The organism is Pseudobacteroides sp. (assembly GCF_036567765.1).
Classification (GTDB): Bacteria; Bacillota; Clostridia; order Acetivibrionales; family DSM-2933; genus Pseudobacteroides.
Genome location: NZ_DATCTU010000004.1, coordinates 128,292 through 153,525, shown reverse-complemented (window position 1 = coordinate 153,525; position 25,234 = coordinate 128,292). Strand labels below are relative to the sequence as shown.

Sequence of the window (25,234 nt, the reverse complement as noted above, 5' to 3'; positions counted from 1 at the left end):
TTATTATGTATGAGAAGAGGAACTATAGAGAAAGTTTTTCGGGAAGCAACTTGATATTTTTTGATGCGGCAGTTATGGAAACCGACCTTAAAATTGGAGCAGACAAGAATCTGGGTGCTATAGCGTATAAATGGATAGTAGAGTATAGAAAACAACTGGAAGAATATATTAGATTCCAACCTCTGTTCTTAACGAGTCTGGAGCCGATAATTCCTATGAGCCCCTGCCCATATATAGTTAAAAGAATGTGTGAGGCAGCTAAAAAAGCAGGTGTTGGGCCAATGGCTGCGGTAGCAGGGGCATTCAGTGAATTGGTGGGTCTAAAGCTTCTTGAGGACTCAAAAGAGGTTATCATAGAAAATGGGGGAGATTTATTCATTAAATCCGACTCCATAAGAAAAATTGGCATATATGCAGGCAAATCTCCACTAAGCTGGAAAATAGCCATGGAAATAAGGCCGGAGAAGACCCCTCTTGGAGTATGTACTTCATCGGGTACGGTTGGTCATTCCTTAAGCTTTGGACGAGCCGATGCTGCTGTAATTGTTTCAAAGGACACATTCCTTGCCGATGCGGTTGCTACAGCCACCGGAAACCTGGTAAAGGATGCAGGTGATATTGAAAAAGGCATTGGATTTGCCTCATCTATTGAAGGAATTGACGGAGTAATAATAATTGTAGGCGATAAAATGGGAATATGGGGAGATATTAAGCTTTCTCGGTGGTAAGATCCAAAAGTAATATAGACAATAATAGAAATAATAATACAAATAATAATACAAAAAATAATTTATAGAGGAGTAAAATATGGGATTTTTTGATAGGTTTAGATACGACAAGGAAGGCCCCGGAGTGGAAAAGGATGCACCACCAAAGCATCCGTTAAGAGTTTTCTTTGGGGTTTATACAAGAAAGTTTTACAAGCTGCTGCAGCTAAATCTGATTCATTTCATTTGCAGCTTTCCTGCTATTTTAATAGCACTTATGATATCAGGTAATTTTTTCGGATCAATGTTTGAGAGTAAAAAATATCCGGTAAGTATATGGCTTGGTTTTGCAGCTTTTATGTGTGTTTTTAACATAGTAGCAGTGGGACCTTTTCAGAGTGGGTTTACATACGTTCTGAGGAATTTTTCAAGGGAAGAGCATGCATTTGTATGGCATGACTATTTAAGGACCGCAAAGAAAAATTTGAAACAATCGTTGATACTGACTGCTATAAATCTTGGCATTTTTGCTGCATTTTCCGCCAGCTTTTCATGGTACCTTGGCCAGAGTGAAAAATCAATATTCCTAAGTATTGCGGTCGGTATTCAAGGGCTTTTCCTGATTATATTTATGATGATGCAGATTTATACTTATCAGATTATGATAACCTTTGAACTAAAAATTAAGGACATATATAAAAATTCATTTTTATTTGCTATTGGCATGTTCGTGCCAAACATCGGTATAATGTTGATATGCATATTGCTCTCAACCCTTCTAATGACTCATATTGTTCTGGCACTTATTTTGCTCCCTACCTTCACTTTAAGCGTTATGGGTCTTATTGTTAACTTTTACTCGAACAGGGTTATTAAAAGACATATGATAGACAATCAAAATAAATAATAGCAAGATATAAATTGCAAATCTATATTAAGGAATATTGTTGAATTCCTATAAACATTAAATTTAGGAATTTTCAATATTCTTTTTTTGAATAATTAACAACATCAACTTGCAAAAAGTCATATAATATATTAAAATATATAAAAGCGATAATCTATCGCTTTACTATATTAAAAGTGTAGTTTATATTTTAAATAATTTTGGAGGGGAAGTCTATGAAATTATCAACAAAGGCGTTGTCAATTAGTCCATCATCAACTTTAGCCATAGATGCAAAAGCAAAGAAAATGAAAGCGGATGGAATAGATGTTATCGGGTTCGGAGCGGGTGAACCGGATTTTGATACTCCCGATCATATTAAAGAAGCTGCAATTAAAGCAATAAATGATGGTTTTACAAAATATACTCCTGCATCAGGTACTTTGGAGTTAAAGCAGGCTGTTTGCAAAAAGTTCGAAAGAGACAACGGCTTAAGTTATGCTCCTTCAAATATTGTTATAAGCAATGGTGCAAAGCACTCATTGGTTAATGCATTCCAGGCAATTTGCAATCCTGGCGACGAAGTTATCATTCCAGCTCCTTACTGGGTAAGCTATCCTGAAATGGTAAAACTGGCAGATGGTGTGCCTGTAATAGTAAACACTACAGAAGAAAGCGGTTTTAAGTTTACAATAGAGCAGTTGGAAGCAGCAATAACACCAAAAACCAGAGCTATAGTTATAAACAGCCCAAGTAATCCTACAGGGATGATTTATTCAAAGGAAGAACTAAAAGCTGTTGCAGATTTGGCTGTCAGTAAGGAAATTTATATAGTTTCGGATGAAATTTATGAAGAGTTGATTTATGACGGTTATGAACATGTAAGTATAGCTTCCTTCAATGATAAAATAAAAGATCTTACAATAGTTGTAAATGGTGTAGCAAAATCATACGCTATGACAGGTTGGAGGATAGGATATACAGCGTCCAACGCTAAAATAGCTGAAATCATGGGCAATGTTCAGAGTCATGCGACTTCCAATCCTAACTCAATAGCACAGAAGGCTGCTGAAGCGGCTCTTAACGGCCCACAGGATGCAGTTGGCATGATGGTTCAAGAGTTTATAAAAAGAAGAGACTACATGGTTGAAAAAATAAACTCAATACCAGGCTTGTCATGCATAAAGCCAAATGGTGCATTCTATGTTATGATGAACATATCTAAAATCATCGGAAAAGAGTTGTACGGCAAAAAAATTAACGGATCCGACGATTTTGCAAATATTCTTTTAGAAAAAGCAAATGTTGCATTAGTCCCCGGATCAGGCTTCGGAACTGACATTCATGTAAGGTTATCCTATGCGACATCAATAAAAAATATTACAGAAGGATTAAATAGAATTGAAAAATTCTTAAACACATAATATAATTGAACTTGTGCTTAATTTATTTAAGTACATAATCAATCTCATATTCATAAATATCTGGGCGGGATAATAATCCCGCAATTTTTTTTGATGTCTAGGAAATTATGATATGGAGAAGTAATGGATTTTAGAACATAAAAATTATATAATATGATTGTTATTTTAAAAGTAGGAGGAATACAAATTGAATAATGTATATGAAAGTCCTTTTAATTCAAGATATGCCAGCAGCGAAATGCAGGAGCTTTTCTCAAATGATATGAAGTTCAAAACATGGAGAAGGCTATGGATTGCCTTGGCTGAGGCAGAAAAGGAGCTTGGACTCAATATAACGGACGAGCAGATTGACGAGCTTAAAAAGTTTAAGGATTCAATAAACTATGATGTAGCCCAGCAGAAGGAAAAAGAATTCAGGCATGATGTAATGGCTCATATTCACGCATACGGTGAGCAGTGTCCAAAAGCCAAAGGGATTATACATTTAGGAGCTACTTCATGTTACGTGGGTGATAACACCGATGTAATAGTTATGAGAGACGCATTAAAACTATTAAAGAGAAAACTCATTGTTCTTATAGATAAGCTTTCAAACTTTGCTATGGAAAACAAAGATTTACCTACATTAGGCTTTACCCATTACCAGCCTGCACAGCTTGTTACAGTTGGGAAAAGGGCGTGTTTGTGGCTTCAGGATATTCTGATGGATTTGGAAGATCTGGATTATGTACTGTCAAACATGAAAATGCTTGGTTCAAAGGGTACAACCGGAACCCAGGCCAGCTTTTTAAACCTCTTTGAAGATGATCATGCAAAGGTGAAAGAACTAGAAAAACGTATTGCAAATAAATTGGGTTTTGACAGCGTGTTTCCTGTTTCAGGACAAACCTATACAAGAAAGCTTGATTCAAAGATACTTAATGTATTAAGCGGTATAGCACAGAGTGCGTACAAGTTCAGCAACGACATGAGGCTCTTGCAAAGCATGAAGGAAATGGAAGAGCCCTTTGAGAAAAGTCAGATAGGCTCTTCTGCAATGGCTTATAAGAGAAACCCTATGAGGTCTGAGAGAATATCATCCATTGCAAGGTATGTTATAATAAACGCACTAAATCCTGCTATTACAGCATCCACACAGTGGTTTGAAAGAACTCTTGATGACTCTGCCAACAGAAGAATAAGCATACCGGAAGCTTTCCTTGCGGTTGACTCCATACTCAATATTTTTATAAATGTTGCAGATGGTATGGTGGTTTATCCGAAGGTTATTGAGAAGCACATAATGGAAGAGCTTCCTTTTATGGCTACTGAAAACATTATGATGGAAGCTGTTAAACGCGGGGGGGATAGGCAGGAGCTTCATGAGAAGATCCGTGTTTATTCAATGGAAGCAGGAAAACAGGTTAAGGTTCATGGTAATAAAAACGACCTGGTAGAGAGAATTGCTGCAGATCCTGTTTTTGGTATGTCTTTAGAAGAGATTAACTCTGTTCTAGAGCCTAAGAACTATATAGGAAGAGCTCCCGAGCAGGTGGTTGATTTCATAAATGAGCATGTAAAACCTGTATTGGAAAGAAATAAGATAGAAGATTTTAATATAGATCTAAAGGTATAATACTGGCTATACAACAAAAATCCAATTGACAAAACAAAATAAGAAAAGTATAATTAATCTATAATAAAAACTTTACGAATCAGCAGATCATATGACTGGCGGAAATGGAGCTTACCATAGGGAGTATGATTGATAAGAAGCCGACCGCCTGGGTAACTGATATAGTTGTCCAGGCGTTTTTATTGTCTGGGAATTAAGTGTGTATTGTACACTACGATTTGTTTGAGTTTGTTTTAAACGGGTATATAAAGATTAATATGGGAAATTAAATATACACAGTTGTTGCTGATTGTATGACTGGCGGAAGTGGAGTTTACCACATGGAGTACAATCATTAGAAAGCCGACCGCCTGGGTGACTTTTATAAAGTTATTCAGGCGGTTTTTTATGTCGTGAGAAATCATGGTGTATGCTACACCACAATGTTGGGCAGTAAGGAGGATGTTTGTTATGGTTAAGAATTGTTGGAATGGATTTATTGGATCGGATTGGAAACAGAAGATAGATTTAAGAGGTTTTATAGTAGAAAACTACAGGGCCTATGAAGGTGATGATTCATTTTTGACAAAGGCCACTTTTAAGACAAGACGCTTATGGGACAGATGCAAAGAATTAATAAGCGAAGAGTCGAAAAAGGGTGGTGTGCTTGACATTGAAACAGACATTATTTCCGGCATAAACAGCTTTGCTCCAGGCTATATTGATGAGGGCCTTGAAATAATAAAGGGACTTCAGACAGATAAACCTTTAAAGCGTGCAGTTGTTCCAAACGGTGGTATAAGAATGGCGAAACAGGCATGTGAGAAGTACGGGTATAAATTATCCGATAAAATTGATGAGGTATATAGTAATTACAGAAAGACCCATAATGATGGAGTTTTTGATGTGTATACAACTGAAATGAAAAAAGCCAGGAAATCGGGAGTTATAACCGGACTTCCCGATGCTTACGGAAGAGGCCGCTTAATAGGTGATTATAGAAGAGTAGCACTTTATGGTGTTGACAGGCTTATTGAAGAAAAAACTAAAGAACTGAATGATCTTGTGCCGTCAGTATTTGATGACAACGCTATAAAACTCAGAGAAGAGCTCCATGAACAGATAAAGTCATTAAATGAGCTTAAGGTTATGGCTAATTCCTATGGCTTCGACATTTCATACCCGGCTAAAAATGCGTATGAGGCATTCCAATGGACTTATCTGGCGTTTTTGGGTGCAATGAAGGAAACTAACGGTGCTGCCAATTCATTAGGAAGAATGAGCACTTTTTTTGACATATATATTGAGAGGGATATAGAAGAAGGAAAATTGACAGAGGAGGAAGCACAGGAACTTGTTGATCAGTTTATAATAAAGCTAAGGCTCATCAGGCATCTTCGTACTCCTGAATACAACGAGCTCTTTGCAGGGGACCCTGTTTGGATAACAGAGTCAATAGGGGGTATGTGTGAGGATGGAAGACATATGGTAACAAAGACCTCATACAGGTTTTTACAGTCCCTTTACAACATAGGATCTTCACCTGAGCCCAACCTTACCATACTTTGGTCACAAGGGCTTCCAGCAAACTTCAAAAATTTCTGTGTGAAGGTGTCCATCGATACATGTACCCTGCAGTATGAAAATGATGATATAATGAGGCCGATTTTCGGGGATGATTACGGCATATCCTGCTGTGTGTCGGCTATGAGAATAGGTCTTGACATGCAATATTTCGGTGCAAGATGCAATCTTCCAAAGCTTCTGCTCATGGCTTTAAACGGGGGAAGAGACGAGATTTCGGGAGAGCAGGTGGCACCAGCATCATTGCCTTATCAGGGCGAATATTTGGATTATGAAGCTGTTTTAAATAAATATGAAGAACTGCAGGAATGGCTTGCAGGACTTTATGTCAATACAATGAATGCCATACACTACATGCACGATAAGTACGCATATGAAAGACTTATGATGGCTCTTCACCATACAGATGTAAGAAGGTTTATGGCCTTTGGTATAGCTGGTCTGTCGGTAACTGCAGACTCATTAAGTGCCATCAAGTATGGAAAAGTAAAAGCTCAAAGGGATGAAAGAGGCCTTATAACTGACTTTCAAGTAGAAGGCGACTTTCCTAAATACGGTAATGATGACGATAGGGTTGATGAGATAGCTGCCAATATAGTAAAAAACTTCTATAAAAGCCTCGAGAAGCATAAAACTATAAGGGGTTCAAAGCATACGCTTTCGGTGCTTACAATAACATCAAACGTGGTTTATGGCAGCAAAACAGGTTCCACTCCTGACGGAAGGAAGAAGGGAGAAGCTTTTGCACCAGGTGCAAACCCAATGCATGGCAGGGATACCAACGGCATATTGGCTTCATTAAATACTTTGGCCAAGATACCGTATGAATATTGCCTGGACGGTATATCCTATACTCTTTCAATAATACCGCAAGCCCTTGGAAAAACAGGAAACACTAGGCTGTCCAATCTGGCTGGGATAATTGACGGTTATTTTGCATTGGGCGGACATCATGTAAATATAAACATAATTGAAAGAGAGACACTGGAAGAGGCAATGAAAGATCCTACAAAGTACCCTCAAATGACTGTAAGGGTTTCAGGCTATGCTGTGAATTTCAATAAGTTATCCAAAAAGCAGCAGTTGGAAGTTGTAAACAGAACTTTTCACGGTGAGATATGAGAGGCAGGTAGTAGTTATGTCTGTAAAGGGAAGGATTCATTCTTTTGAGAGCTGTGGTACTGTTGACGGCCCAGGCATCAGGTTTGTAGTATTCATGCAGGGCTGTCCTTTTAAATGCATGTTTTGCCACAATCCCGATACCTGGGATTATAATGGCGGTAGTGAATATACAGTGGATGAAGTTGTGAGTAAAATAAAAAAATATCTTCCCTATTTAAAGGCTTCAGGAGGAGGCGTAACCGTTACCGGTGGAGAGCCCCTTATGCAAATTGATTTTATTATCGAGCTTTTTAAAGAGCTAAAAAAGCTCAATGTTCATACTGCTATTGACACTAATGGATATGCCGGGCCTAAAGCTAGGAATCTAAACAGCCTGATGGAACTTACCGACCTGGTACTCATGAGCATAAAACATATAAATTCCCATGCACATCAAAAACTAACAGGCTTCTCCAATCATAATACTTTGGAGTTTGCAAAGTTTCTTGATGAAATAGGAAAGCCTTTATGGATAAGATATGTGGTTATTCCCGGATTTACTGATGACTTTTTAAGCCTGTTTAATTTGAAGCAGTTTATCAATGGGCTTAAGAATGTTGAAAATGTTGAGATTCTTCCCTTTCATAAACAGGGAGAGAAAAAGTGGAAAAAGTTAAAGCTGCCCTATAATCTTGATAAGGCAGCCGTACCTAGCAAATTTGCCATTTCTAAGGCAAAGAAATTGCTTAAGAATGAGTCGGAAGAAAAGGTGTAACCTCTACACATATGATAAGTCACAGCTGCTCACCATTAGGTCGTTTATTTCATTTTGATCATCTTCAGAGAGATTTATAAAAGCTATTTCATACTGATAACCGCTGTCCATTTTTCTGCTCATTTTTATTATTCCTTCAGCATTGATTCTTACTTCAAAAATACTGCTTTTCATCACTATGTGAATTAAAACCTTTAATGATGTATCAATGTTTTCTTCCATTTGCACAAATGCACTTTCGGCGGAAATACTAATCAATTTAAAAGATACTTTTTTACCTGATGATAAAATTTCAAGCTTGCCGTTTCCAGCAATATTGCAGCTTGGATATTTTTTGTTGTCTGTCATAATAAGACCCCCTTCCGCAATAAGGTCCTTTCGGTCCTTTCACCTAATCACTTAATAACTATTTACCCTGCATAGTGAAAAAGTAACCTGTTGATATCCAAAATAGGTTAAATATTTGTTAATAAATATATCGGCAGAAATTAACGTTTTATGATGTAAAGTTATTCAGACATATAATAATGAATAACGTATATTTAACCGATTATTAATATTGGTTGGATTATTGTTGCAAAACACATAAATTATTTGGAGGAGTGCATATATGAAGCTTATAGAGGTAAGGGACCTGTACAAGGCATATGGAAGTCTTAAAGCGGTGGATGGAGTAAGCTTTAATGTTAATGCAGGAGAGGTTTTTGGACTTCTAGGACCAAACGGTGCCGGAAAATCCACACTTATATCTATGGTAACAACCCTGGCACGTCAGGATAAGGGTGAAATTTATATTGAAGGCAATGACATTAATAAAAAGTCCAAGGAAGCAAAACGCTCTATCGGTCTTGTGCCTCAGGAGATTGCACTTTATCCCACGCTTACTGCACGGGAAAATCTCATGTTCTGGGGAAGAATGTACGGTCTTGGAGGTAAAAGTCTTGGAGAAAGGGTCAATGAGGCTTTGGAGATTGCAGGACTGACAGACAGGCAAAAGGACAGGATAGATTCGTATTCGGGGGGCATGAAAAGAAGAATTAATATTGCTGCGGCTCTGCTGCATAAACCAAAGGTTCTAGTAATGGATGAACCTACGGTAGGTATTGATCCCCAATCAAGAAACCATATTTTAGAGACCGTCCTTAAGCTGAATAAAGAGGGTATGACCATTATTTATACAAGTCATTATATGGAAGAGGTGGAGTTTCTTTGTACCAGAATTGCTATTATGGACCATGGGAAAATAATCGCATCAGGATCTAAGGAGGAATTAAGAAAATTGGCAGGTGAATTTGACATCATTAACATTGATGTTTCAAATGCATCTGATGACTTGGAAGGAATGCTTAAGTCCATAGAAGGAGTTTCGAAGGTATCTATGGAGCAGAACACTTTGAAGGTATATGCAAAGGATTCTGGTACACTGCTTGCAAAAGTGATATCTGCACTGGATTCAAAAAAGAGTAAGATACATAATATCGGTATTGAGGAAACCAACCTTGAAACTGTGTTTCTGCATTTGACGGGAAGGGCATTAAGAGATTAAGTCATGATTAGTTAAGTCATGTGGCTGATGAAAGGCCATTAACACAAATAATGTTATGATTGATAAGAATGGAGGAAAGCCATGGTTTTTCACATTGCAATAAAAGACCTTAAGGTTTTGGCCAAGGATAGAAAAGCCCTATTAATGCTTCTGCTTATGCCGGCACTAATCATGCTTATACTTGGAACTGCTTTAAGCTCAGCTTTTGGCGGTGATGCTGCAGTCAGCAAATTTACTGTGGGAGTTGTTGACAAGGATAAAGGAAGCGAATCGGCAATCTTTATCGATGTTTTGAAAAAATATTACACCGATTTATTTGAAGTGGTGGAAGATAGCGAAGATGAAGCTGTGAAAAAGCTTCAATCCAATAAATCATCAGCCGTCATAGTAATACCGGAGGGTTATACAAGAAGTATATTAAGCGGTAAAAATACAGAGGTAGAAATAAAAACAAAAAACGATGATCAGATAAAGGGGCAAATAGTTTCGGGGTCTGTAGAAGGATATATGAATAACCTCTCTGTAAGTATTAAGGGGTACAGTGCCTTTTTGGATATGTTTAAAGTGCCGTCAGGCGAGGAGGGCGACAAATCCCCCGAATTTATTGTCACAGGCCTCATGCAAAGCCTTTCAGGAGATGTTGTTAAGTTTGTGGAAGCCACAAAAGAAAAGACAAGACCCATTTCTGCCATTCAATATTATTCTGTAGCAATGCTTGTTATGTTCCTGCTATTTAGTGCGGTAACAGGAATAAGCATGATGATTGAAGAAAGGGACAATAACACGCTTGGAAGAATAATAGGAGCTGGTGTATCCAAATCCCGGCTGATGATAGGCAAGTGTATGGGACTTATGCTTATAGGCTGCATCCAGATGCTGATTCTAATAATCTTTACCCGTTTTGCGTACGGAGTGAATTGGGGAGGCCCTGTTTACGGAATTGCTGTTGTAAGCTTTTGTGCCGTGTTTGCAAGCTCAGGATTTGGTATGTTTGTTGCAGCAGTAGGAAAGACAATGAAGGCAGCAAACGGAATGGGAACAATGGCTGTACAGGTATTTACCATTCTTGGAGGGGGAATGGTTCCAATTTATGTACTTCCTTCCTTTTTGAGAACCTTATCAAATGTAACACCAAATTGGCAGGCGATGGACGGATACTACAAACTTATGCAGGGAGTCCCATTTAGCGAGGTGATTCCAAATTGCTTGGTCCTTCTTTTGATGGGAGCAGTGTTCCTTACGATAGGAATTACCAAATTTAGAACGGTTTGAGGTGGCTATTATGATGAAAATATTAAATATTATTAAGTATGATCTTATAAAGATGACAAGGGATAAAACCGCATTGCTTTTTATGGTGCTGCTTCCCTGTGTAATGATTTTTGTATTTGGGAATATAAGCTTTTCAGGCACTTCAAAAATACCGTCTGGAATTGTAAACTTAGACAAAGAGGCCATTTCAAATGAACTGGTGAAGGAATTGAAAGCAGATAAGGTTATTTCCTTTGAAGAGTATAAAGAAGAAGATATTATAAAAGACATTGAAGATTCTGCGATAGAAATGGGGTTTATCATACCTTCAGGATTTACAAAGGATATTTTAAGCGGAAAAACTCCTGTGATAAAAGTAATAAGGCTAAAGGACACGGAAAATGCTATGGCAGCAAAACGTTCTGTGTCAAATGCTATGGCAAATGTAAGGAATAAAGATATTATTGTTGATTATTTTACAAAAGTCTTAAATTTAGGGAGTAAGACAGCCGGCGAATTTGGGAAAAAGGTAGGAGAAAACCTTGAAAAGCCTGACTTAATACAGGTTATAAACGTTAAATATGAAGGAAAGATCCAAAGTAAAACAAATGAAAATAAAGCCAATATAACTGTCGGATTTATGATAATGTTTGTAATGATGACAATTATATTTGCAAGTGCTGGTGTGATGCTTGAAGAGAAAAAGGATAACACATGGGAAAGGCTTATACTTACACCAACTGGGAGTCCTGTCATATTTCTAGGTAATATTCTTTCTACATTTATTAAGGGATTTATACAGGTGGCTTTTATAGTTCTCTTCAGTAAACTGTTATTAAATGTTAACTGGGGGAATTCACTTTTGGCTCTAATTGTTCTGATGGCTGTTTTTATACTTTGTGTCACCGGGATAGGAATGTTTTTATCAACCCTAGTTAAAACAAATTCCCAGCTAAATGCTATAGCGTCTGTTGTGGTTACATGCACTGCTATGATTTCCGGATGCTATTGGCCTATAGAGCTTGAGCCGGAGTTTATGCAGAAGACTGCTTTGGTGTTTCCTCAATATTGGGCTATGAAGGGTATGAGGAGTGTTATTGAGAGTGGATTGGGCTTTGAGGCCATTGTGCAGCCAATTTTGATACTTTTTTCAATAGGAGTATTATTTTTTGCAGCTAGTGTTTTAAAGGGTGGATTAAGGCAGAAAAAAATATAAAGGAATCAAGCTATAAATTAAATGAAAGAAACACATAATAATATCAATATTTATCTTGACAATGGTATTATTAGTTAGTATAATATCATTTGTCGGTTTTATGGGGTGGCAATATGAAAATTGATGTATCAAGTATAGTTAAAATTAATGGGGCAAGCCTTGATGTGAAGTTTGACCAAGTGTTAGACGATCTGAACAACTTTGAATCAGGATTTGTGTTCAATGAAGCTGTCAAGTTTGAAGGTGTGCTGACAAATGCCGGTGGTGTTTTAAAATTAAACGGCGATTTGAAGGTATCATACAATGTAAAATGTGGCAGATGCGTAAAGGATATTGAAGACAATCTTGAGCTAAAAGTCAGGGAAGACATCATCGAAGGCGGCGAAGCAACTGATGTGGATGCTTATACATATATGGATAACTATATATTGCTTGACAATATATTAAAGGATAATATAATTTTAAATTTGCCTGTAAAAAGGGTATGTGATGAAAATTGTAAAGGCCTGTGTCCAAGATGTGGTACAAACCTCAATGAGAAGACATGTGACTGCAAGGATGATAATATTAATCCACAGATGGAAGTACTTAAGAAATTTTTTGATAATTAAGATATAATGGGTTTAATAGGCGGGAGGTGTTATAATGGCAAATCCAAAGCGTAAATGGTCGAAATCAAGAACAGGGAAAAGAAGATCACAGTGGAAACTGTCTGCACCAAATTTGGTAAAGTGTCCACAATGTCATGCATTAAAGATTCCTCACAGAGTTTGTAAAGAATGCGGCTATTATATTGTTAAAGATAAAGCAGTTCAAGTAATTAAGGTTGAGGACTAATAAAAATGTTGGAAAAGCAGCAGTTGACACTGCTGTTTTTTGTTTATGTCTAAGAAATTATGGTGTATACTACACCACAATTTCCCACGACAACGATCAAGGTTGCAAAATCACTTTGTGATTTTGTAATGTCTAAGAAATTATGGTGTATGCTACACCACAATTTCCCACGACAACAACCAAGGATGCAAAATCGCTTCGCGATTTTGTAATGTCTAGGAAATGAGGAACCTGTTTTGAGAAAAGAAATACCTATAGTGATAAATAATGTATTGCCCGGCAGCATCGCGGAGGAGGCAGGAATAGAAAAGGGTGATATACTTTTAGCCATAAATGGAGAAAGCATAGAGGATATTTTTGACTATAGATTTCTTATATCCGATGAGGAACTCACCATCGAAATAAAGAAGGAAGACGGGGAGATATGGGAAATCGACATTGAAAAGTTTGAAGATGATGACTTGGGAATAGAATTCATCGACGAGCTTATAGATGAGGCAAAAAGCTGCTCCAATAAATGCATATTCTGTTTTATAGATCAGATGCCTCAAGGCATGAGGGAGTCTCTGTATTTTAAGGATGACGACATGCGGCTGTCATTTTTATCGGGTAATTATGTAACTCTTACCAATATGGATGACAGTCACATTGACAGGATAATAAAATACAGGATGTCTCCTATAAACATATCTGTACATACTACAAACCCTGATCTCAGAGTTTTTATGCTTAAAAACAGGTTTGCAGCAAATGTTATGGGCAAAATAAGAAGGCTTGCTGTAAGCGGTATTACACTCAATTGCCAGATTGTGCTGTGCAGGGGTATTAATGACGGTGAAGAGCTTCATAAGTCCCTTATGGATCTTACAAAGCTATATCCTGCGGTGAACAGCATATCTGTTGTTCCTGTAGGTATAACGAAGCACAGAGAGGGCCTGTGCAAGCTAGAAGCATATGATGAGGCTTCTTCCATGGAGGTCATAAACCAGGTTGAAAAGCTACAGAAGAGCTTTCTGGAAAAGCATGGATCGAGAATTGTATACTTGGCAGATGAGTTCTATATAATGGCCAGTAAAGAAATACCTGGCTACGAGGATTATGAAGATTTCCCTCAGATAGAAAATGGTGTGGGCTTAATTGCAAGACTCATTGATGAATTTGAGGATTATATAAAAAATGCAAGTTTTAGTGTGCAAAAAAAGAGAAAAGTGAGTATTGTAACAGGCGTTTCTGCTTATAATTATATTAGTCTGATTGCAAAAAAATTGGAAGAAAAATACGGTATTACCGTTTATGTGTATAAAATAATTAATGACTTTTTTGGTGAAAATGTAACTGTAACAGGACTTCTTACAGGAAGAGATATTGTAGCACAGGTTAGCGGCAAGGAACTTGGTGATGAGATTCTAATTTGCAAGTGTATGCTGAAGGCTGACACAGACATTCTTCTTGATGATTATACCGTTGGCATGCTTCAGGATGCTCTCGGTGTGAAGGTTACTCCTGTAGAAAACAGCGGGAAAAGTTTTATAAATGGCGTTTTAGGAATTTAAAGAAATAGGTTGGGAGTGATTTTATTGGCAAAACCAGTTGTTGCTGTTGTTGGCAGGCCAAACGTCGGTAAATCTACATTTTTTAACTATGTAGCAGGTAAAAGAATTTCGATAGTTGAAGATACACCGGGTGTTACCAGGGATAGAATTTATACCGATGTAGAGTGGAGAAGTAAGATATTTACCCTAATTGACACAGGCGGAATAGAGCCATACACAGAAGATAAGATTATGCAGCAGATGAAAAGGCAGGCAGAATTGGCAATCGATACTGCAGATGTTATAATATTCATGGTAGATGCCAAGGATGGTATGACAGCCTCTGATAAAGAGGTAGGAAGCATGCTGAGAAAGGCAAACAAGCCTATTATTCTTGCCGTAAACAAGGTTGACAGGGTTGGGGAACCGCCGCCGGAGGTATATGAGTTTTATAATCTCGGCTTAGGGGACATGGTTACAATCTCTTCCGTTCATGGTCTGGGTATGGGTGACCTTCTGGATGCGGTTTTTGAGCATTTTCCTGAAGATACAGGAGAAGAATATGGCGAAGACGTTATAAAGGTTGCTGTTATAGGTAAGCCGAATGCGGGTAAATCTTCCCTGATAAACAAAATACTTGGTGAGGACAGGGTTATTGTAAGTGATATACCGGGTACCACCAGGGATGCAATTGATACATATTTTGAAAAGGATGATCAGAAATATGTATTTATTGATACAGCAGGTATCAGAAGAAAAAGCAAGATTAATGAAAATATAGAAAAGTACAGCATTATCCGTTCATGGACAGCGGTTGAGAGGGCGGATGTTTGTGTTATAATAATAGATGCCCAGGATGGCGTAACCGAACAGGATACAAAGATTGCAGGTTATGCACATGACAATGGAAAGGCTTCCATAATTGTTATAAACAAGTGGGATTTGCTTGAGAAAACCACAGGTACCCTTGAAGAGTATAGAAAATCGGTTATGGAAAAGCTTGGATTTATGACTTATGCACCTGTATTGTTTATATCAGCAAAAACAGGACAAAGGGTCCAGAAGCTTTTTGAACTTGTAAATTTCGTTGCAAATCAGGCTGCCTTAAGGATTTCTACAGGAATGCTTAATGATCTTGTGAACGAGGCTATTGCTATGGTTCAGCCTCCATCGGACAAGGGCAAGAGGCTTAAAATTTATTATATGACTCAGGCTGGTGTTAAACCGCCTTCGTTTGTAATATTTATTAATGACAAGCAGCTCATGCATTATTCATACGAAAGGTACCTTGAGAATCAGCTAAGAAAAAGCTTTGGTTTTGAAGGTACTCCAATAAGATTCATGCTTAGAGAAAAAAGCAAGGAAACATAGTTTTCTGGACATTAGAATCCCTTTAGGAAGTGGGAAAGGATCGGTATGGTAATGGATATTTTGAAGATTTTATCTGTGTTTATTTTGGGGTATCTTTTGGGAAGTCTGAACTCTTCTCTTTTAGTAGGAAAGGCTTACGGTATTGATGTGAGAAATCACGGCAGCGGAAATGCCGGTGCCACAAACACATTGCGTACTTTAGGCAAGAAAGCTGCAGTTTTTGTTATTTTAGGGGATGCTTTAAAAGGTGTTCTGGCATGTACAATAGGTAGTTTGATACTTGGGTATGATGGACTTATGGTAGCCGGAATCGGTTCAATTGTAGGGCACAACTGGCCGCTTTATTTTAAGTTTAAAGGCGGAAAGGGAGTATTGACCAGCTTTGCGGTTGCATTAATGATTGATTGGAAGGTTGCCTTGGTTCTGTTTGCTATATTTGTTATACTAGTGGCAATTTTCAGGTATATATCATTAGGATCTATCATAAGTGCTTCAATATTTCCTATAGCAGCTTATATACATAAGGGAGAGGACAAATTATATATAGCAATAGCAGTGATTTTTGCTGCACTTATAGTTTTAAGGCACAGGTCCAATATTAAAAGAATAGTTCAGGGGACTGAGTCCAAATTCGGGAAAAAGAAAACTGCATAAGGATTTTTGGGAGGATAGTTTATGGGTAAAAATATTTGTGTTATGGGTGCAGGCAGTTGGGGAACGGCATTGTCTGTGCAATTGGCCAACAATGGTCATAACGTAAGAATGTGGTCATTTATTAAAGAAGAGGCCGAGGGTATTAATACCCACAGAGAGAATAAAGAAAAACTACCGGGAGTTAAGGTTCCTGATAAGGTTGTATGCACAAATGATGTTAATGATGCACTGGAAGGTGCAGAAGCTGTAATCATGGTAGTTCCGTCAGAGTTCATGAGGAGCAGTGTGAAAGCCATAAAGGGAGCTCTTAAGGACAAAATGGTTGTGGTTTCATGCTCTAAGGGATTGGAGGAAGGCTCGTTCCTCACTATGTCACAGGTTATAAATGATGAAGCACCAAATGTCAGGGTGGTTGCATTATCGGGACCAAGCCATGCTGAGGAGGTTGGAAGAGGCATACCTACAGCGGTTGTGGCAGCATCTTTAGACAGTGACGCTGCTTTATATGTTCAGGATTTATTCATGTCTCCCATGTTTAGGGTTTATACCAATTCAGACATAATCGGTGTTGAATTGGGTGGATCAATTAAAAATGTTATTGCACTTTGTGCCGGAATTTCCGACGGACTTGGTTTTGGTGACAACACAAAGGCAGCTCTCATGACCCGTGGTATAACTGAAATGTCAAGATTGGGTGAAATAATGGGAGCTAAACAGCAGACTTTCTCGGGTCTTGCAGGAATAGGTGACTTAATCGTGACATGCACCAGTATGCATAGCAGAAACAGAAGAGCAGGAATACTTATCGGAAAAGGTAAAAGCCTGGAAGAAGCATTAAAAGAGGTTGCAATGGTTGTAGAAGGTGTAAACACCACAAGAGCAGCTTACCATATGGCAAAGAAGCTTAATGTTGAGATGCCTATAATAAATCAGGCGTACGAAGTTTTATTCAACGGCAAGGATGCAAAACAGGCTGTAATTGACTTGATGATGAGGGATAGGAAACTGGAGATTGTGTAGCTTAAAGATATGTGATTGTGTCGAATAAATGGTGAGAAAAGGATTCCCTTTATAATAGCTGCTATTATAAAGGGAATTTTTGTTGTATAATAAAGGTAGGCGTCTATAACTAGATAAAACTTGGGGGTTATTATGGATGAAAAAGGGTTATTAGGTGCAGATGACACAAATGATACTAAAAATCAGTCTTCGGCAGGAGATAAGATGTCCATAATCGATATTAAACAAAGAAAGTATTCTTATTTCAAGAACCTTAGAGGAGAACTAAAAAAAGATGAATTTGATTATAAAAAACATGAGAGAAGCATGAAAACTAAAAGATTTTTACTTCTGTTACCTTTTAGAGTTATCTTTTTTCTCGTTGTTTTCATGTCTTTTTTATTCTTTTTTATTATTTTCTTATATGAAATTGGTATCATTAAGTCTCCCGGTGGTTGGTAAGGAACTTAAATGACTTCCTAATCTTCGGTTATACATACATTTACAAAAATAGGAGGTATAAATGCCAGATACAGGATATAATTCGACAGAAGTTCTAGAAGTATTAATTGGTGGATGTATTGGCTTTGTTGCAGTAATAGGTTTAATAATATTTTTTATATTAAGGTACAAAGTTAAAATTGAGCAAATAAAGGCGGATGCCATGGTCAAAGCTGAGGAGGTCAGGGCCAAAAACCAGCTGGAAATAGAACGAATGCTAATGCAAGAAAGACATAATAGTTATTATGATAATTTTAAAAGTAATTCATTACAAGATGAGATTTGTAACGATAATGAAATGATTCAAAATAGGCATAATGAAAGAAAAAGAATATAACAGCTACAACAATAGAAAGACCTGCTAATAGAAATCAAGCAGAAATTATAAAATCTTTTATTAAAAAGATTTTACTCAAAAATAGGTATAGAAAATAGGCCAGCAAGCTTGAAGATGCTTAGAATAACAGCAAGCGTTTTTTCAACATTTTGAAGGGCGTGCACAGCCTCAAGTACGAGCATTTTCGTAGATGGCATACTGGAGGACATAGTAGAGACACCATTCAGTGCATTCGTATACAAGCTTATTGCTTTTGTTTCACTGGTATGATGTCCCTTCTTTTTTGTCCATGCCACATAAGCTTCTATAAATTTATGCTGACTCATTTTTGTTACTTTATCTATGTGCCCGAAATTATTGCCTGCTCAGAATTCGGAGTTCTGCATAGACTGTGCTAGTTGCAGTATGCTCCGTCAATCGGGTTCAATAGTCAACACCATAGGATGCAATACGCATTGAATCGATAGAATCTGTTTTCTTTTTTCTTATACTCATTGCAGCATATTTTTGAATAATTATAGGATTAACGACAGCTACAAATATTTTATTTTCCTGCAGAAAGTTTAGGATTGGAAGATGATATGCACCTGTTGCTTCCATCACAACTTTTGATTTTCCTTTCAAAGATTGTATAACATCAGTGAGATGTGAAAGATCCGATATGGTATGTAATATATCAAATGGCTTTTTTACAACGTTTCCATCGATATCTAAAATTGATATAGTAGATTTTAATTTTGAAACGTCTATCCCTATGCTGTACATAAACAATAAGTTCCTCCTTAAATAGTAATGGCATCCATCTACACTTATTACAATTCATCCTGGTTAGTTACACGAAAGCCTTAATAGGTTTCAACCTGCTTAATCGAATGCTTATAATAAGAAGATGGCCAACAGTCTTTTTTGCGGATGTTAAATCCAAGGGGCGGTACGTCGGACCATGCATTCTTCTTATTATAAAAAAATAAGTGCGGGTAAACAATAACTGGTTGGTATTGTCTACTTACACTTTTATAGTGCCAGTCCTGATAAAGGATATCAAAGAATCAGAGATGACCTTGAACGATATCATGACATAAAGGCGAATGACAAGCGTGTTTTGCGAATATGCCGCAGACTAAATATAAAATCAACTATTAAGTATTCAAACAACGGTTGTGCACGACAAGCAGCAAATCCACAGTACATAGCAGAAAACATTCTGAATCGAGAATTCACTGCTGATGCTCCGAATAAGAAATGGCTTACGGATGTAACAGAATTTCATTATTACATTGGAATAGAAAGGCACAAAGTATATCTAAGTGCAATATTAGATTTATACGACAGACGCATAGTTTCATATGTTATTAGTAAAGAAAACTGTCATTAAAACTACTATCAGCTGCCAGAAATGGTAAAGAATGCTTGAGCCGTATGGGTTGGAAACTCTCACGTACGGTTCTTAGACGAGGGAAAGGTATTACGGAAAGAAATTTACCGCTAGAGAGTCTATTATTGAGATGATCGAGAAATATATTGAGTATTATAATAACAAACGATTACAAAGAAATCTTGGCGTATTAACGCCAATGGAAAAACATGAAATGTATTTGAAAGTAGCATGAAAACTGCCAGCAGGTTATACCTACTGGCAGAAAAGATTTTTATTTTTTTAATTGTATTCTTGACGGGGAGCGGTTCAAAATTAGTGTAGCCCCTTTTTTGATGCATAGGAAATTAAGATGTTATTTCCTAAAAACCACCCCATCCGCCTGTAGTAGTTGTTGGTTTCCATCCCGATGTATCCAGCCATGCTGCTCTCTTGAGCAGGAAGTTTTCAAGAATTGTTAACTGTTGTTCCCATGTTTGTGATGTCTGAGTTCCAAAACCACCTATTGTAGCAGTGTTTAGTATATTCCATTTCTGGAAGTTACGTTTTGCTGCATTTGTTATTGGCGTTGACAACGATTTAACTCTTGCCGACAAATTTGCATTAGACAGAGGACCACGGCGTAACTCCTGCCAACGGGCACTGATCTTACTTTGGAAGCTTGGGTCCTTCATTAGTGTGTAGTACCAGTCACAGGTAGTACCCATTCCTGGCATCATCATTGGCTGGAACTGCCAACCTTCTATTGTAGACGTTGATCCACCGAAGCCACCCATAACGAAGCAGTCATATCCGAGGTCAAAGTCCCACAAAGGACCGGCCATTAGCTTTTTATCACGATCTTTAAATATTCTGGTACTGCGCATATATGAGTCAGGCTGACGGGCAATCTCGTTTGTAATGATGAAATTAACGAATGAATCAACATCAATAAATGCAGGATAGCCGGTTGTCGGGTTGGACGGATTTGTACTGTGAATAGCATTATGTGTTTTTTGAATGTAGTTGGTTATCCAATTAATTTGTTCTGGTTTCGCATCGTTAGGCTCTGTTAATTCAAGGTCACTCCATCCGTTACCCTTAATTAATGGAGCTTCAGCTGCCTGCATGTTGAACTGCATAAGGTAGCCGCCTGAAATATTAGGCTCTGTCAAGTCATCTTCCTTTAACTTCTTTATATTGAGTCGGTCTTTGTCTATATCTATTGTCTCTACAAGCAAGTAAACGCCCTGGTAATCAGCTGCAGAGAGTGGCTGGTTGTCAAGGTTAAGGTAGACTTCCACATGTCTAAAACGCGGTGCCTCTAAGCCCATGTCTTTTCCCAAAGTATAAGCTAAAGCGTTACGAATAAGAGACTTGTCGGGGTAAGGTGACAAAAGTGCCCAATCGCCATCTCCAGGCATACCCAGCAAAGGATGCTTTGCATCTTTGTTCTCATTATCCCATAGCTCAAGTCTATAAGGTGTCTTCTCAAAATTTGACGATGACTGGCCGCGAACGCGGAACCCTGCACGTGTAGCTACAGTTGGAGCTTGCGTTAAGGAAAGTTCATTGTTTTTTGGCTCGAAAACCATTACAGCCACGTCTGCGTAGTTGACTTTACCTGGCTTTCCTTTGCCATATGCATCGAGAACTATAACAGGAATATCATGCTTGGTGTCGATTGCACTTGCAATATAGACTGCGGTACCCATTGCACCGCTTGGGATTCCATTAACAAAGGCTTGAGCTCTAAGCTGTGTAGTTTTTGTAAATGTCAAGGCATTATTATATAGAGTTGAGCCGGAAGTGGGAATGCTTCCATCGGTAGTGTATCGAATTTGAGAATTGGCAACTGCAGAACTTAAAGTCACAGAAATCTGATTTCTAAAAGTGCCGCTGGGTACCGAGAAAATAATATCCCCAGTCAAATTTGTATCATCCTTTTTTGTTGGAGTTGGCGTCGGACCGGATGTTGGAGTTGGGGTGTTTATAACACTATTAAACTTGGTTGCAACAATAATTACATCCGACATGTTTATCGCACCATCACCATTTATATCATATGATGAAACGTACTTTCCATCTCCTGAAACAGATCCGAATACAGTTGCCATAAGAATAACATCGGACATGTTTACAACTTTGTCCCCATTCAAGTCAGGTGATTTCATGTCTGCTGCTGCGGAAAAATCAGCATAAAAGCATACTGTGCTTAACATAACTGCCAAAATAAAGTTGATAGATAAAAATCCTAACCTTCTTTTCATACACTTTGCCTCCCTAGAAAATTATTCAACATATTATAAAAAATCTTATTATAATAATACATAAAAATTATTGTATTGAGTCGCTCTGAAAGAATAAGTTGACAAGTATTCTAAAGGAACTGAAAAAGAGATAAACCATAGCATAAATATGTATGGCTTATCTCTTAATTTACATTTTCGGTTTAGTTATTATTTTATTTGGGAAGGTTATCGGATTTTACCGATATCTTATTTTTTACTTTCTCAATGTATCCGAAAATTGCGGCTATCAGCAAGCAATAAAGAAAAATGGGAATGTAAATATAAAGAAAATTGTAATTATACTTGGCTTCATAAATGTAATTTTTAAATTGGATAAATATATTTTCACCAGGTGTTTTAGTTGTTATATCGTATATGGTAATGACTATTGCAAACAGAAATGAAAGCTTTGGTATAGTCCAGAGTCTATCTTTATTAAGAATATATGTCAGCAGAATAAGGGATAATGAAATTATTGGTACGTAAATAGGTATATTCCAAATAATGTCAATAATAGAACCTACCAATTCTGAAAAACTCATCACACAGCAGCTCCTTGTTAAAGTTATTGTACAACCATATGCTAAGGTATGAACGAAAAATTGATTTATATATTATATATATACTTTTATCACATTTCGCAAATTAAAGCAAAGATTGTTTTGTATTATAAATGTAAGATTTTTAATAAAAAAAGAATAAAGCATGGTATAATATGAGTGTAATAAGGATTTAAGGATCTTGCAGATTAACAATTTTAAACTAGATTAACTTATAACCCATGAAAGAGAGTACTGTTTTATGAAATTTATTTTTTTTACAGATACACATATTAAAGGAACCACGCCAAAAAACAGGAACGATAACTTTTATGAAACTCTCAAAAGAAAATTCCTAGAAATAAAAGAAATTTGTGACGAACTTGAAATAGATTATATATTGCATGGTGGTGACTGGTTTGACAGGCCGGATATTTCCCCGTCAATAGTTAAGGAATTTGCACTCATCATTCAATCTTACAAAAGGCCGGTTTTTACAATAGCCGGGAACCATGATATATACGGGCATAATCCTGATACTGTAGGGCGAACTATGCTAGGACTATTAGCGGGTGTTGGCATTTTGACACTTCTAAAATATAATGATGATGTGATTGTTGAAAAAAACGGAATAAAGGTCCAGATAATGGGCAAACCTTACAGATTTGACATTGATGACCTAGAGGTGTCCGAGAATTATTATGTTGTTCAGAAAAGAAAAGACGTGGATTATTTGATAAATATGGTTCACGGAATGCTGTTAAAGAAGCCGTTTTTTGAAGGAATCCCTTATACCCTGGTGGATAATATAACGGAAACTGAAGCTGATATAACCCTAGCAGGCCACTATCATGGCGGGTTCGGTATTGTTGAAAGGGATGGGAAATATTTTTTAAACCCGGGAAGTCTGGTTAGGATCACTAATGCAATCGGAGAAATAAACAGAATTCCAAAGGTTGTTATAATTGACTTAAGTGAAGGGATAAATATTTATGAAAGAGAATTAAAGTCTGCTGCTCCTGGAAATGAAGTATTAGACAGAAGACAGTTGGAGTATGCTCAGGATCGTAATGTTAAACTTCACAGGTTTTACCAGCAGCTTTCTGAAACCGGGAAATATCAAAAGGCGGATCTCGGCAAAATCATTGATGATATTACAGCTGACGAGAATATCAGCCGCGAGGTAAAGTATGAAACAATAAAGAGGATTGCTTTTGCAAAAGAAGAACTTTCTCATGATGAAGAGGATTAGACATGGCTATAATTACAAAAGTTAAAATTCAGAATTTCCAATCCCATGAAGATACAACCATAGACCTAGACAGAGGATTAAATATTATAACGGGGCCTTCAGATAATGGGAAATCTGCTATTATTAGGGCTATAAAGTGGGTATTGTTTAATGAACCCAGGGGAACGGAATTTATAAGACAGGGTACTGCTGCAGCCAAGGTAACCATAGAAATGGATAACGGCAATACTATAATACGGGAAAGGTCAAGCAGCAAAAACAGATATACAGTATTATACCCCGAGAAGGATCCCATAACATTCGAAGGCTTTGGAAATGAGATACCCCAGGAGGTTATAGGGGCACATGGTATTACCAAGGCTTATTTGGACAGCAGCTTAAGCTCAAGCTTAAATATTGCTGAGCAGTTGGAGGGGCCTTTTTTGCTGTCTGAGACCGGGTCGGTAAGGGCAAAGGCTATAGGAAGGCTCATCGGGCTCCATATAATCGATAGAGCTATTAAAAACAGCAATGTGGATTTGAGGCGTGAGAACCAGTCAAAAGACAGGGTGAGCAGCGAGCTTAAAGAGGTTGAGTCCACCCTTAAAGAGTATGAATACTTAAAAGAGGTAGAGGTAAATTTAGAAAAATCAGGACAGATAATAGAAAAGCTTTCAGAGGTGCTCACTCGTAAAAAAAGGCTGGAGGTAAACTTAAAGAATATTATATCTATAGAAAACGATTATACCGCTCAAAGTGCAATTGTTAAAAGCCTAAACAAACTGGAGCGGTACGAACTTTGCATTAAAAGTATTGAAATAATCAACGAAAAGCTGTATAAGCTAAAGAGAGTATTTAAAACTTTGAATGAAATAGATATTGAAATTAATTCAGCTTTCTTTATAATTAGAAATACTGAGAGAATAAATGAGTGCACCGGGCTTCTGGAGAATATAACCACTAAGACTGGGGTTATGGATAAGGCAAAAAGTCTTAAAGCTGCTTTTGCGAAGGTTGAAAGGTCGGAGGGTGAAGCGAAGTGGCATTTGTATGCAACCGTCAATGTAAAGCCCATGGAGGACAAGCTTAAGAAGCTTGATATAAACATATCAAAGCTTGAGAGTATTAGGGGGTTAAATGTTGAAATAAAAAGATTAAATAAAGAGCAGGAAAAGTATAGTGAGATATTACAGTCTGCAGCGAACATTGACAAATTATCGTCAATTCATAACTTAATACAGGAAAAGATTGAAAAGCTGGTCAAGGTTAAGAAATCGGCGGAAAAGCTTAAGGATGTATCAAATAAAATTGTTGATGGAGAAAAATATATCATTTCCAACAAAATTGAAACCGACAAGCTCTTGAAGGATTATTCAAGTGTTTTAAGAAATGCAGGGAAATGTCCTGTTTGCAGAAGCAATATTGGAAATGATATCCTAAATGAAATAATTAAAAGCTATAGTAATTAAGGCATGAATGAAAATTTAAAGCAGAAGTTATTTTA

General features: G+C 37.3%; 25 protein-coding genes, 1 pseudogene and 2 riboswitches. Of the genes and pseudogenes, 21 read left to right on the top strand and 5 right to left on the bottom strand.

Annotated features, from left to right (window positions below):
• The first annotated feature begins 5 nt into the window (after window positions 1-5).
• The 6 genes from VIO64_RS00725 to pflA all read left to right on the top strand — a co-directional run bounded on the left by VIO64_RS00725 (window position 6) and on the right by pflA (window position 8,071).
• Window positions 6-728: a UPF0280 family protein gene (locus tag VIO64_RS00725; protein WP_331914226.1), complete on the top strand. Its 723-nt coding sequence runs from the start codon at window positions 6-8 to the stop codon at window positions 726-728.
• Between the two features lie 79 nt (window positions 729-807).
• The gene (locus VIO64_RS00720) at window positions 808-1,614 is read left to right on the top strand and encodes a DUF624 domain-containing protein (RefSeq protein ID WP_331914224.1); all 807 of its coding nucleotides are present in this window, start codon (window positions 808-810) and stop codon (window positions 1,612-1,614) included.
• A 215-nt stretch (window positions 1,615-1,829) separates the two neighbouring features.
• Window positions 1,830-3,017, top strand: coding sequence for a pyridoxal phosphate-dependent aminotransferase (locus VIO64_RS00715; protein WP_331914222.1), 1,188 nt, complete (start codon window positions 1,830-1,832; stop codon window positions 3,015-3,017).
• 187 nt (window positions 3,018-3,204) lie between these two features.
• Window positions 3,205-4,632: an adenylosuccinate lyase gene (purB, locus tag VIO64_RS00710; protein WP_331914220.1), complete on the top strand. Its 1,428-nt coding sequence runs from the start codon at window positions 3,205-3,207 to the stop codon at window positions 4,630-4,632.
• 81 nt (window positions 4,633-4,713) lie between these two features.
• Window positions 4,714-4,793: riboswitch (ZMP/ZTP riboswitch) on the top strand.
• 122 nt (window positions 4,794-4,915) lie between these two features.
• A riboswitch (ZMP/ZTP riboswitch) is annotated at window positions 4,916-4,995 on the top strand.
• Between the two features lie 87 nt (window positions 4,996-5,082).
• A complete protein-coding gene (gene pflB, locus VIO64_RS00705) occupies window positions 5,083-7,317 on the top strand; it encodes a formate C-acetyltransferase (protein WP_331914218.1) in 2,235 nt (744 codons plus the stop codon).
• Window positions 7,318-7,333: 16 nt separating this feature from the next.
• Entirely contained in the window at window positions 7,334-8,071 is a 738-nt protein-coding gene (gene pflA / locus VIO64_RS00700; RefSeq protein ID WP_331914216.1) for a pyruvate formate-lyase-activating protein, read from the top strand.
• Window positions 8,072-8,074: 3 nt separating this feature from the next.
• On the opposite strand, the gene VIO64_RS00695 is transcribed toward pflA, so the two are convergent.
• Complete coding sequence (locus VIO64_RS00695) at window positions 8,075-8,419, bottom strand: hypothetical protein (protein WP_331914214.1); 345 nt, start codon at window positions 8,417-8,419, stop codon at window positions 8,075-8,077.
• 262 nt (window positions 8,420-8,681) lie between these two features.
• Between VIO64_RS00695 and VIO64_RS00690 the strand changes: the two genes are divergently transcribed.
• From VIO64_RS00690 to VIO64_RS00640, 11 genes are all read left to right on the top strand, one after another.
• Window positions 8,682-9,617, top strand: coding sequence for an ABC transporter ATP-binding protein (locus VIO64_RS00690; RefSeq protein WP_331914212.1), 936 nt, complete (start codon window positions 8,682-8,684; stop codon window positions 9,615-9,617).
• An 81-nt stretch (window positions 9,618-9,698) separates the two neighbouring features.
• Window positions 9,699-10,889 (top strand): ABC transporter permease, encoded by a 1,191-nt coding sequence (locus VIO64_RS00685; RefSeq protein ID WP_331914210.1) that lies wholly within the window; start codon window positions 9,699-9,701, stop codon window positions 10,887-10,889.
• Between the two features lie 10 nt (window positions 10,890-10,899).
• Complete coding sequence (locus VIO64_RS00680; RefSeq protein ID WP_331914208.1) at window positions 10,900-12,084, top strand: ABC transporter permease; 1,185 nt, start codon at window positions 10,900-10,902, stop codon at window positions 12,082-12,084.
• A 113-nt stretch (window positions 12,085-12,197) separates the two neighbouring features.
• Complete coding sequence (locus VIO64_RS00675) at window positions 12,198-12,695, top strand: DUF177 domain-containing protein (RefSeq protein ID WP_331914206.1); 498 nt, start codon at window positions 12,198-12,200, stop codon at window positions 12,693-12,695.
• A 34-nt stretch (window positions 12,696-12,729) separates the two neighbouring features.
• A complete protein-coding gene (gene rpmF, locus VIO64_RS00670) occupies window positions 12,730-12,921 on the top strand; it encodes a 50S ribosomal protein L32 (protein WP_331914204.1) in 192 nt (63 codons plus the stop codon).
• A 236-nt stretch (window positions 12,922-13,157) separates the two neighbouring features.
• Entirely contained in the window at window positions 13,158-14,474 is a 1,317-nt protein-coding gene (locus VIO64_RS00665; RefSeq protein ID WP_331914202.1) for a DUF512 domain-containing protein, read from the top strand.
• A 24-nt stretch (window positions 14,475-14,498) separates the two neighbouring features.
• Complete coding sequence (gene der / locus VIO64_RS00660; RefSeq protein WP_331914200.1) at window positions 14,499-15,824, top strand: ribosome biogenesis GTPase Der; 1,326 nt, start codon at window positions 14,499-14,501, stop codon at window positions 15,822-15,824.
• Between the two features lie 45 nt (window positions 15,825-15,869).
• Window positions 15,870-16,478, top strand: a complete 609-nt coding sequence (gene plsY / locus VIO64_RS00655) for a glycerol-3-phosphate 1-O-acyltransferase PlsY (protein ID WP_331914198.1) — start codon at window positions 15,870-15,872, stop codon at window positions 16,476-16,478.
• A gap of 21 nt (window positions 16,479-16,499) precedes the next feature.
• Complete coding sequence (locus VIO64_RS00650; RefSeq protein WP_331914196.1) at window positions 16,500-17,498, top strand: NAD(P)H-dependent glycerol-3-phosphate dehydrogenase; 999 nt, start codon at window positions 16,500-16,502, stop codon at window positions 17,496-17,498.
• Window positions 17,499-17,630: 132 nt separating this feature from the next.
• Entirely contained in the window at window positions 17,631-17,939 is a 309-nt protein-coding gene (locus VIO64_RS00645; protein WP_331914194.1) for a hypothetical protein, read from the top strand.
• A gap of 61 nt (window positions 17,940-18,000) precedes the next feature.
• On the top strand, window positions 18,001-18,315 hold the full coding sequence (locus tag VIO64_RS00640) for a hypothetical protein (protein ID WP_331914192.1): 315 nt from the start codon (window positions 18,001-18,003) through the stop codon (window positions 18,313-18,315).
• 71 nt (window positions 18,316-18,386) lie between these two features.
• On the opposite strand, the gene VIO64_RS00635 is transcribed toward VIO64_RS00640, so the two are convergent.
• Together VIO64_RS00635 and VIO64_RS00630 are read right to left on the bottom strand one after the other, a co-directional pair.
• A complete protein-coding gene (locus VIO64_RS00635) occupies window positions 18,387-18,641 on the bottom strand; it encodes a hypothetical protein (RefSeq protein ID WP_331914190.1) in 255 nt (84 codons plus the stop codon).
• 97 nt (window positions 18,642-18,738) lie between these two features.
• Window positions 18,739-19,080: an IS110 family transposase gene (locus VIO64_RS00630; RefSeq protein WP_331914188.1), complete on the bottom strand. Its 342-nt coding sequence runs from the start codon at window positions 19,078-19,080 to the stop codon at window positions 18,739-18,741.
• 223 nt (window positions 19,081-19,303) lie between these two features.
• On the opposite strand from VIO64_RS00630, the gene VIO64_RS22990 reads away from it, so the two are divergent.
• Together VIO64_RS22990 and VIO64_RS22985 are read left to right on the top strand one after the other, a co-directional pair.
• Window positions 19,304-19,690, top strand: a complete 387-nt coding sequence (locus VIO64_RS22990; protein ID WP_414705222.1) for an IS3 family transposase — start codon at window positions 19,304-19,306, stop codon at window positions 19,688-19,690.
• Between the two features lie 91 nt (window positions 19,691-19,781).
• Window positions 19,782-19,925 (top strand): annotated as a pseudogene (locus VIO64_RS22985) (IS3 family transposase); the annotation flags it as partial.
• A gap of 127 nt (window positions 19,926-20,052) precedes the next feature.
• On the opposite strand, the gene VIO64_RS00615 reads toward VIO64_RS22985, so the two are convergent.
• On the bottom strand, window positions 20,053-21,939 hold the full coding sequence (locus VIO64_RS00615; protein WP_331914186.1) for a CotH kinase family protein: 1,887 nt from the start codon (window positions 21,937-21,939) through the stop codon (window positions 20,053-20,055).
• A 194-nt stretch (window positions 21,940-22,133) separates the two neighbouring features.
• Window positions 22,134-22,502: a hypothetical protein gene (locus VIO64_RS00610; protein ID WP_331914184.1), complete on the bottom strand. Its 369-nt coding sequence runs from the start codon at window positions 22,500-22,502 to the stop codon at window positions 22,134-22,136.
• A 259-nt stretch (window positions 22,503-22,761) separates the two neighbouring features.
• Between VIO64_RS00610 and VIO64_RS00605 the strand changes: the two genes are divergently transcribed.
• Entirely contained in the window at window positions 22,762-23,751 is a 990-nt protein-coding gene (locus VIO64_RS00605; protein ID WP_331914182.1) for a metallophosphoesterase, read from the top strand.
• A 2-nt stretch (window positions 23,752-23,753) separates the two neighbouring features.
• Window positions 23,754-25,199 carry an AAA family ATPase gene (locus VIO64_RS00600; protein ID WP_331914180.1) on the top strand — a complete coding sequence of 482 codons (1,446 nt, stop codon included), beginning with the start codon at window positions 23,754-23,756 and terminating at the stop codon, window positions 25,197-25,199.
• Window positions 25,200-25,234: the final 35 nt, after the last annotated feature.

Excerpts from the sequence above, each read along its gene's own strand:
- pflA (WP_331914216.1), top strand. The coding sequence starts at position 7,334 with ATGTCTGTAAAGGGAAGGATTCATTCTTTTGAGAGCTGTGGTACTGTT.
- VIO64_RS00685 (WP_331914210.1), top strand. The coding sequence starts at position 9,699 with ATGGTTTTTCACATTGCAATAAAAGACCTTAAGGTTTTGGCCAAGGAT.
- VIO64_RS00690 (WP_331914212.1), top strand. The coding sequence starts at position 8,682 with ATGAAGCTTATAGAGGTAAGGGACCTGTACAAGGCATATGGAAGTCTT.
- VIO64_RS00725 (WP_331914226.1), top strand. The coding sequence starts at position 6 with ATGTATGAGAAGAGGAACTATAGAGAAAGTTTTTCGGGAAGCAACTTG.
- VIO64_RS00680 (WP_331914208.1), top strand. The coding sequence starts at position 10,900 with ATGATGAAAATATTAAATATTATTAAGTATGATCTTATAAAGATGACA.
- VIO64_RS00610 (WP_331914184.1), bottom strand. The coding sequence starts at position 22,502 with ATGAGTTTTTCAGAATTGGTAGGTTCTATTATTGACATTATTTGGAAT.
- VIO64_RS00650 (WP_331914196.1), top strand. The coding sequence starts at position 16,500 with ATGGGTAAAAATATTTGTGTTATGGGTGCAGGCAGTTGGGGAACGGCA.
- VIO64_RS00715 (WP_331914222.1), top strand. The coding sequence starts at position 1,830 with ATGAAATTATCAACAAAGGCGTTGTCAATTAGTCCATCATCAACTTTA.
- plsY (WP_331914198.1), top strand. The coding sequence starts at position 15,870 with ATGGTAATGGATATTTTGAAGATTTTATCTGTGTTTATTTTGGGGTAT.
- VIO64_RS00600 (WP_331914180.1), top strand. The coding sequence starts at position 23,754 with ATGGCTATAATTACAAAAGTTAAAATTCAGAATTTCCAATCCCATGAA.
- VIO64_RS00605 (WP_331914182.1), top strand. The coding sequence starts at position 22,762 with ATGAAATTTATTTTTTTTACAGATACACATATTAAAGGAACCACGCCA.
- VIO64_RS00635 (WP_331914190.1), bottom strand. The coding sequence starts at position 18,641 with ATGAGTCAGCATAAATTTATAGAAGCTTATGTGGCATGGACAAAAAAG.
- VIO64_RS00630 (WP_331914188.1), bottom strand. The coding sequence starts at position 19,080 with ATGTACAGCATAGGGATAGACGTTTCAAAATTAAAATCTACTATATCA.
- VIO64_RS00720 (WP_331914224.1), top strand. The coding sequence starts at position 808 with ATGGGATTTTTTGATAGGTTTAGATACGACAAGGAAGGCCCCGGAGTG.
- VIO64_RS00640 (WP_331914192.1), top strand. The coding sequence starts at position 18,001 with ATGCCAGATACAGGATATAATTCGACAGAAGTTCTAGAAGTATTAATT.
- VIO64_RS00615 (WP_331914186.1), bottom strand. The coding sequence starts at position 21,939 with ATGAAAAGAAGGTTAGGATTTTTATCTATCAACTTTATTTTGGCAGTT.
- pflB (WP_331914218.1), top strand. The coding sequence starts at position 5,083 with ATGGTTAAGAATTGTTGGAATGGATTTATTGGATCGGATTGGAAACAG.
- VIO64_RS00675 (WP_331914206.1), top strand. The coding sequence starts at position 12,198 with ATGAAAATTGATGTATCAAGTATAGTTAAAATTAATGGGGCAAGCCTT.
- VIO64_RS00695 (WP_331914214.1), bottom strand. The coding sequence starts at position 8,419 with ATGACAGACAACAAAAAATATCCAAGCTGCAATATTGCTGGAAACGGC.
- VIO64_RS00645 (WP_331914194.1), top strand. The coding sequence starts at position 17,631 with ATGGATGAAAAAGGGTTATTAGGTGCAGATGACACAAATGATACTAAA.
- rpmF (WP_331914204.1), top strand. The coding sequence starts at position 12,730 with ATGGCAAATCCAAAGCGTAAATGGTCGAAATCAAGAACAGGGAAAAGA.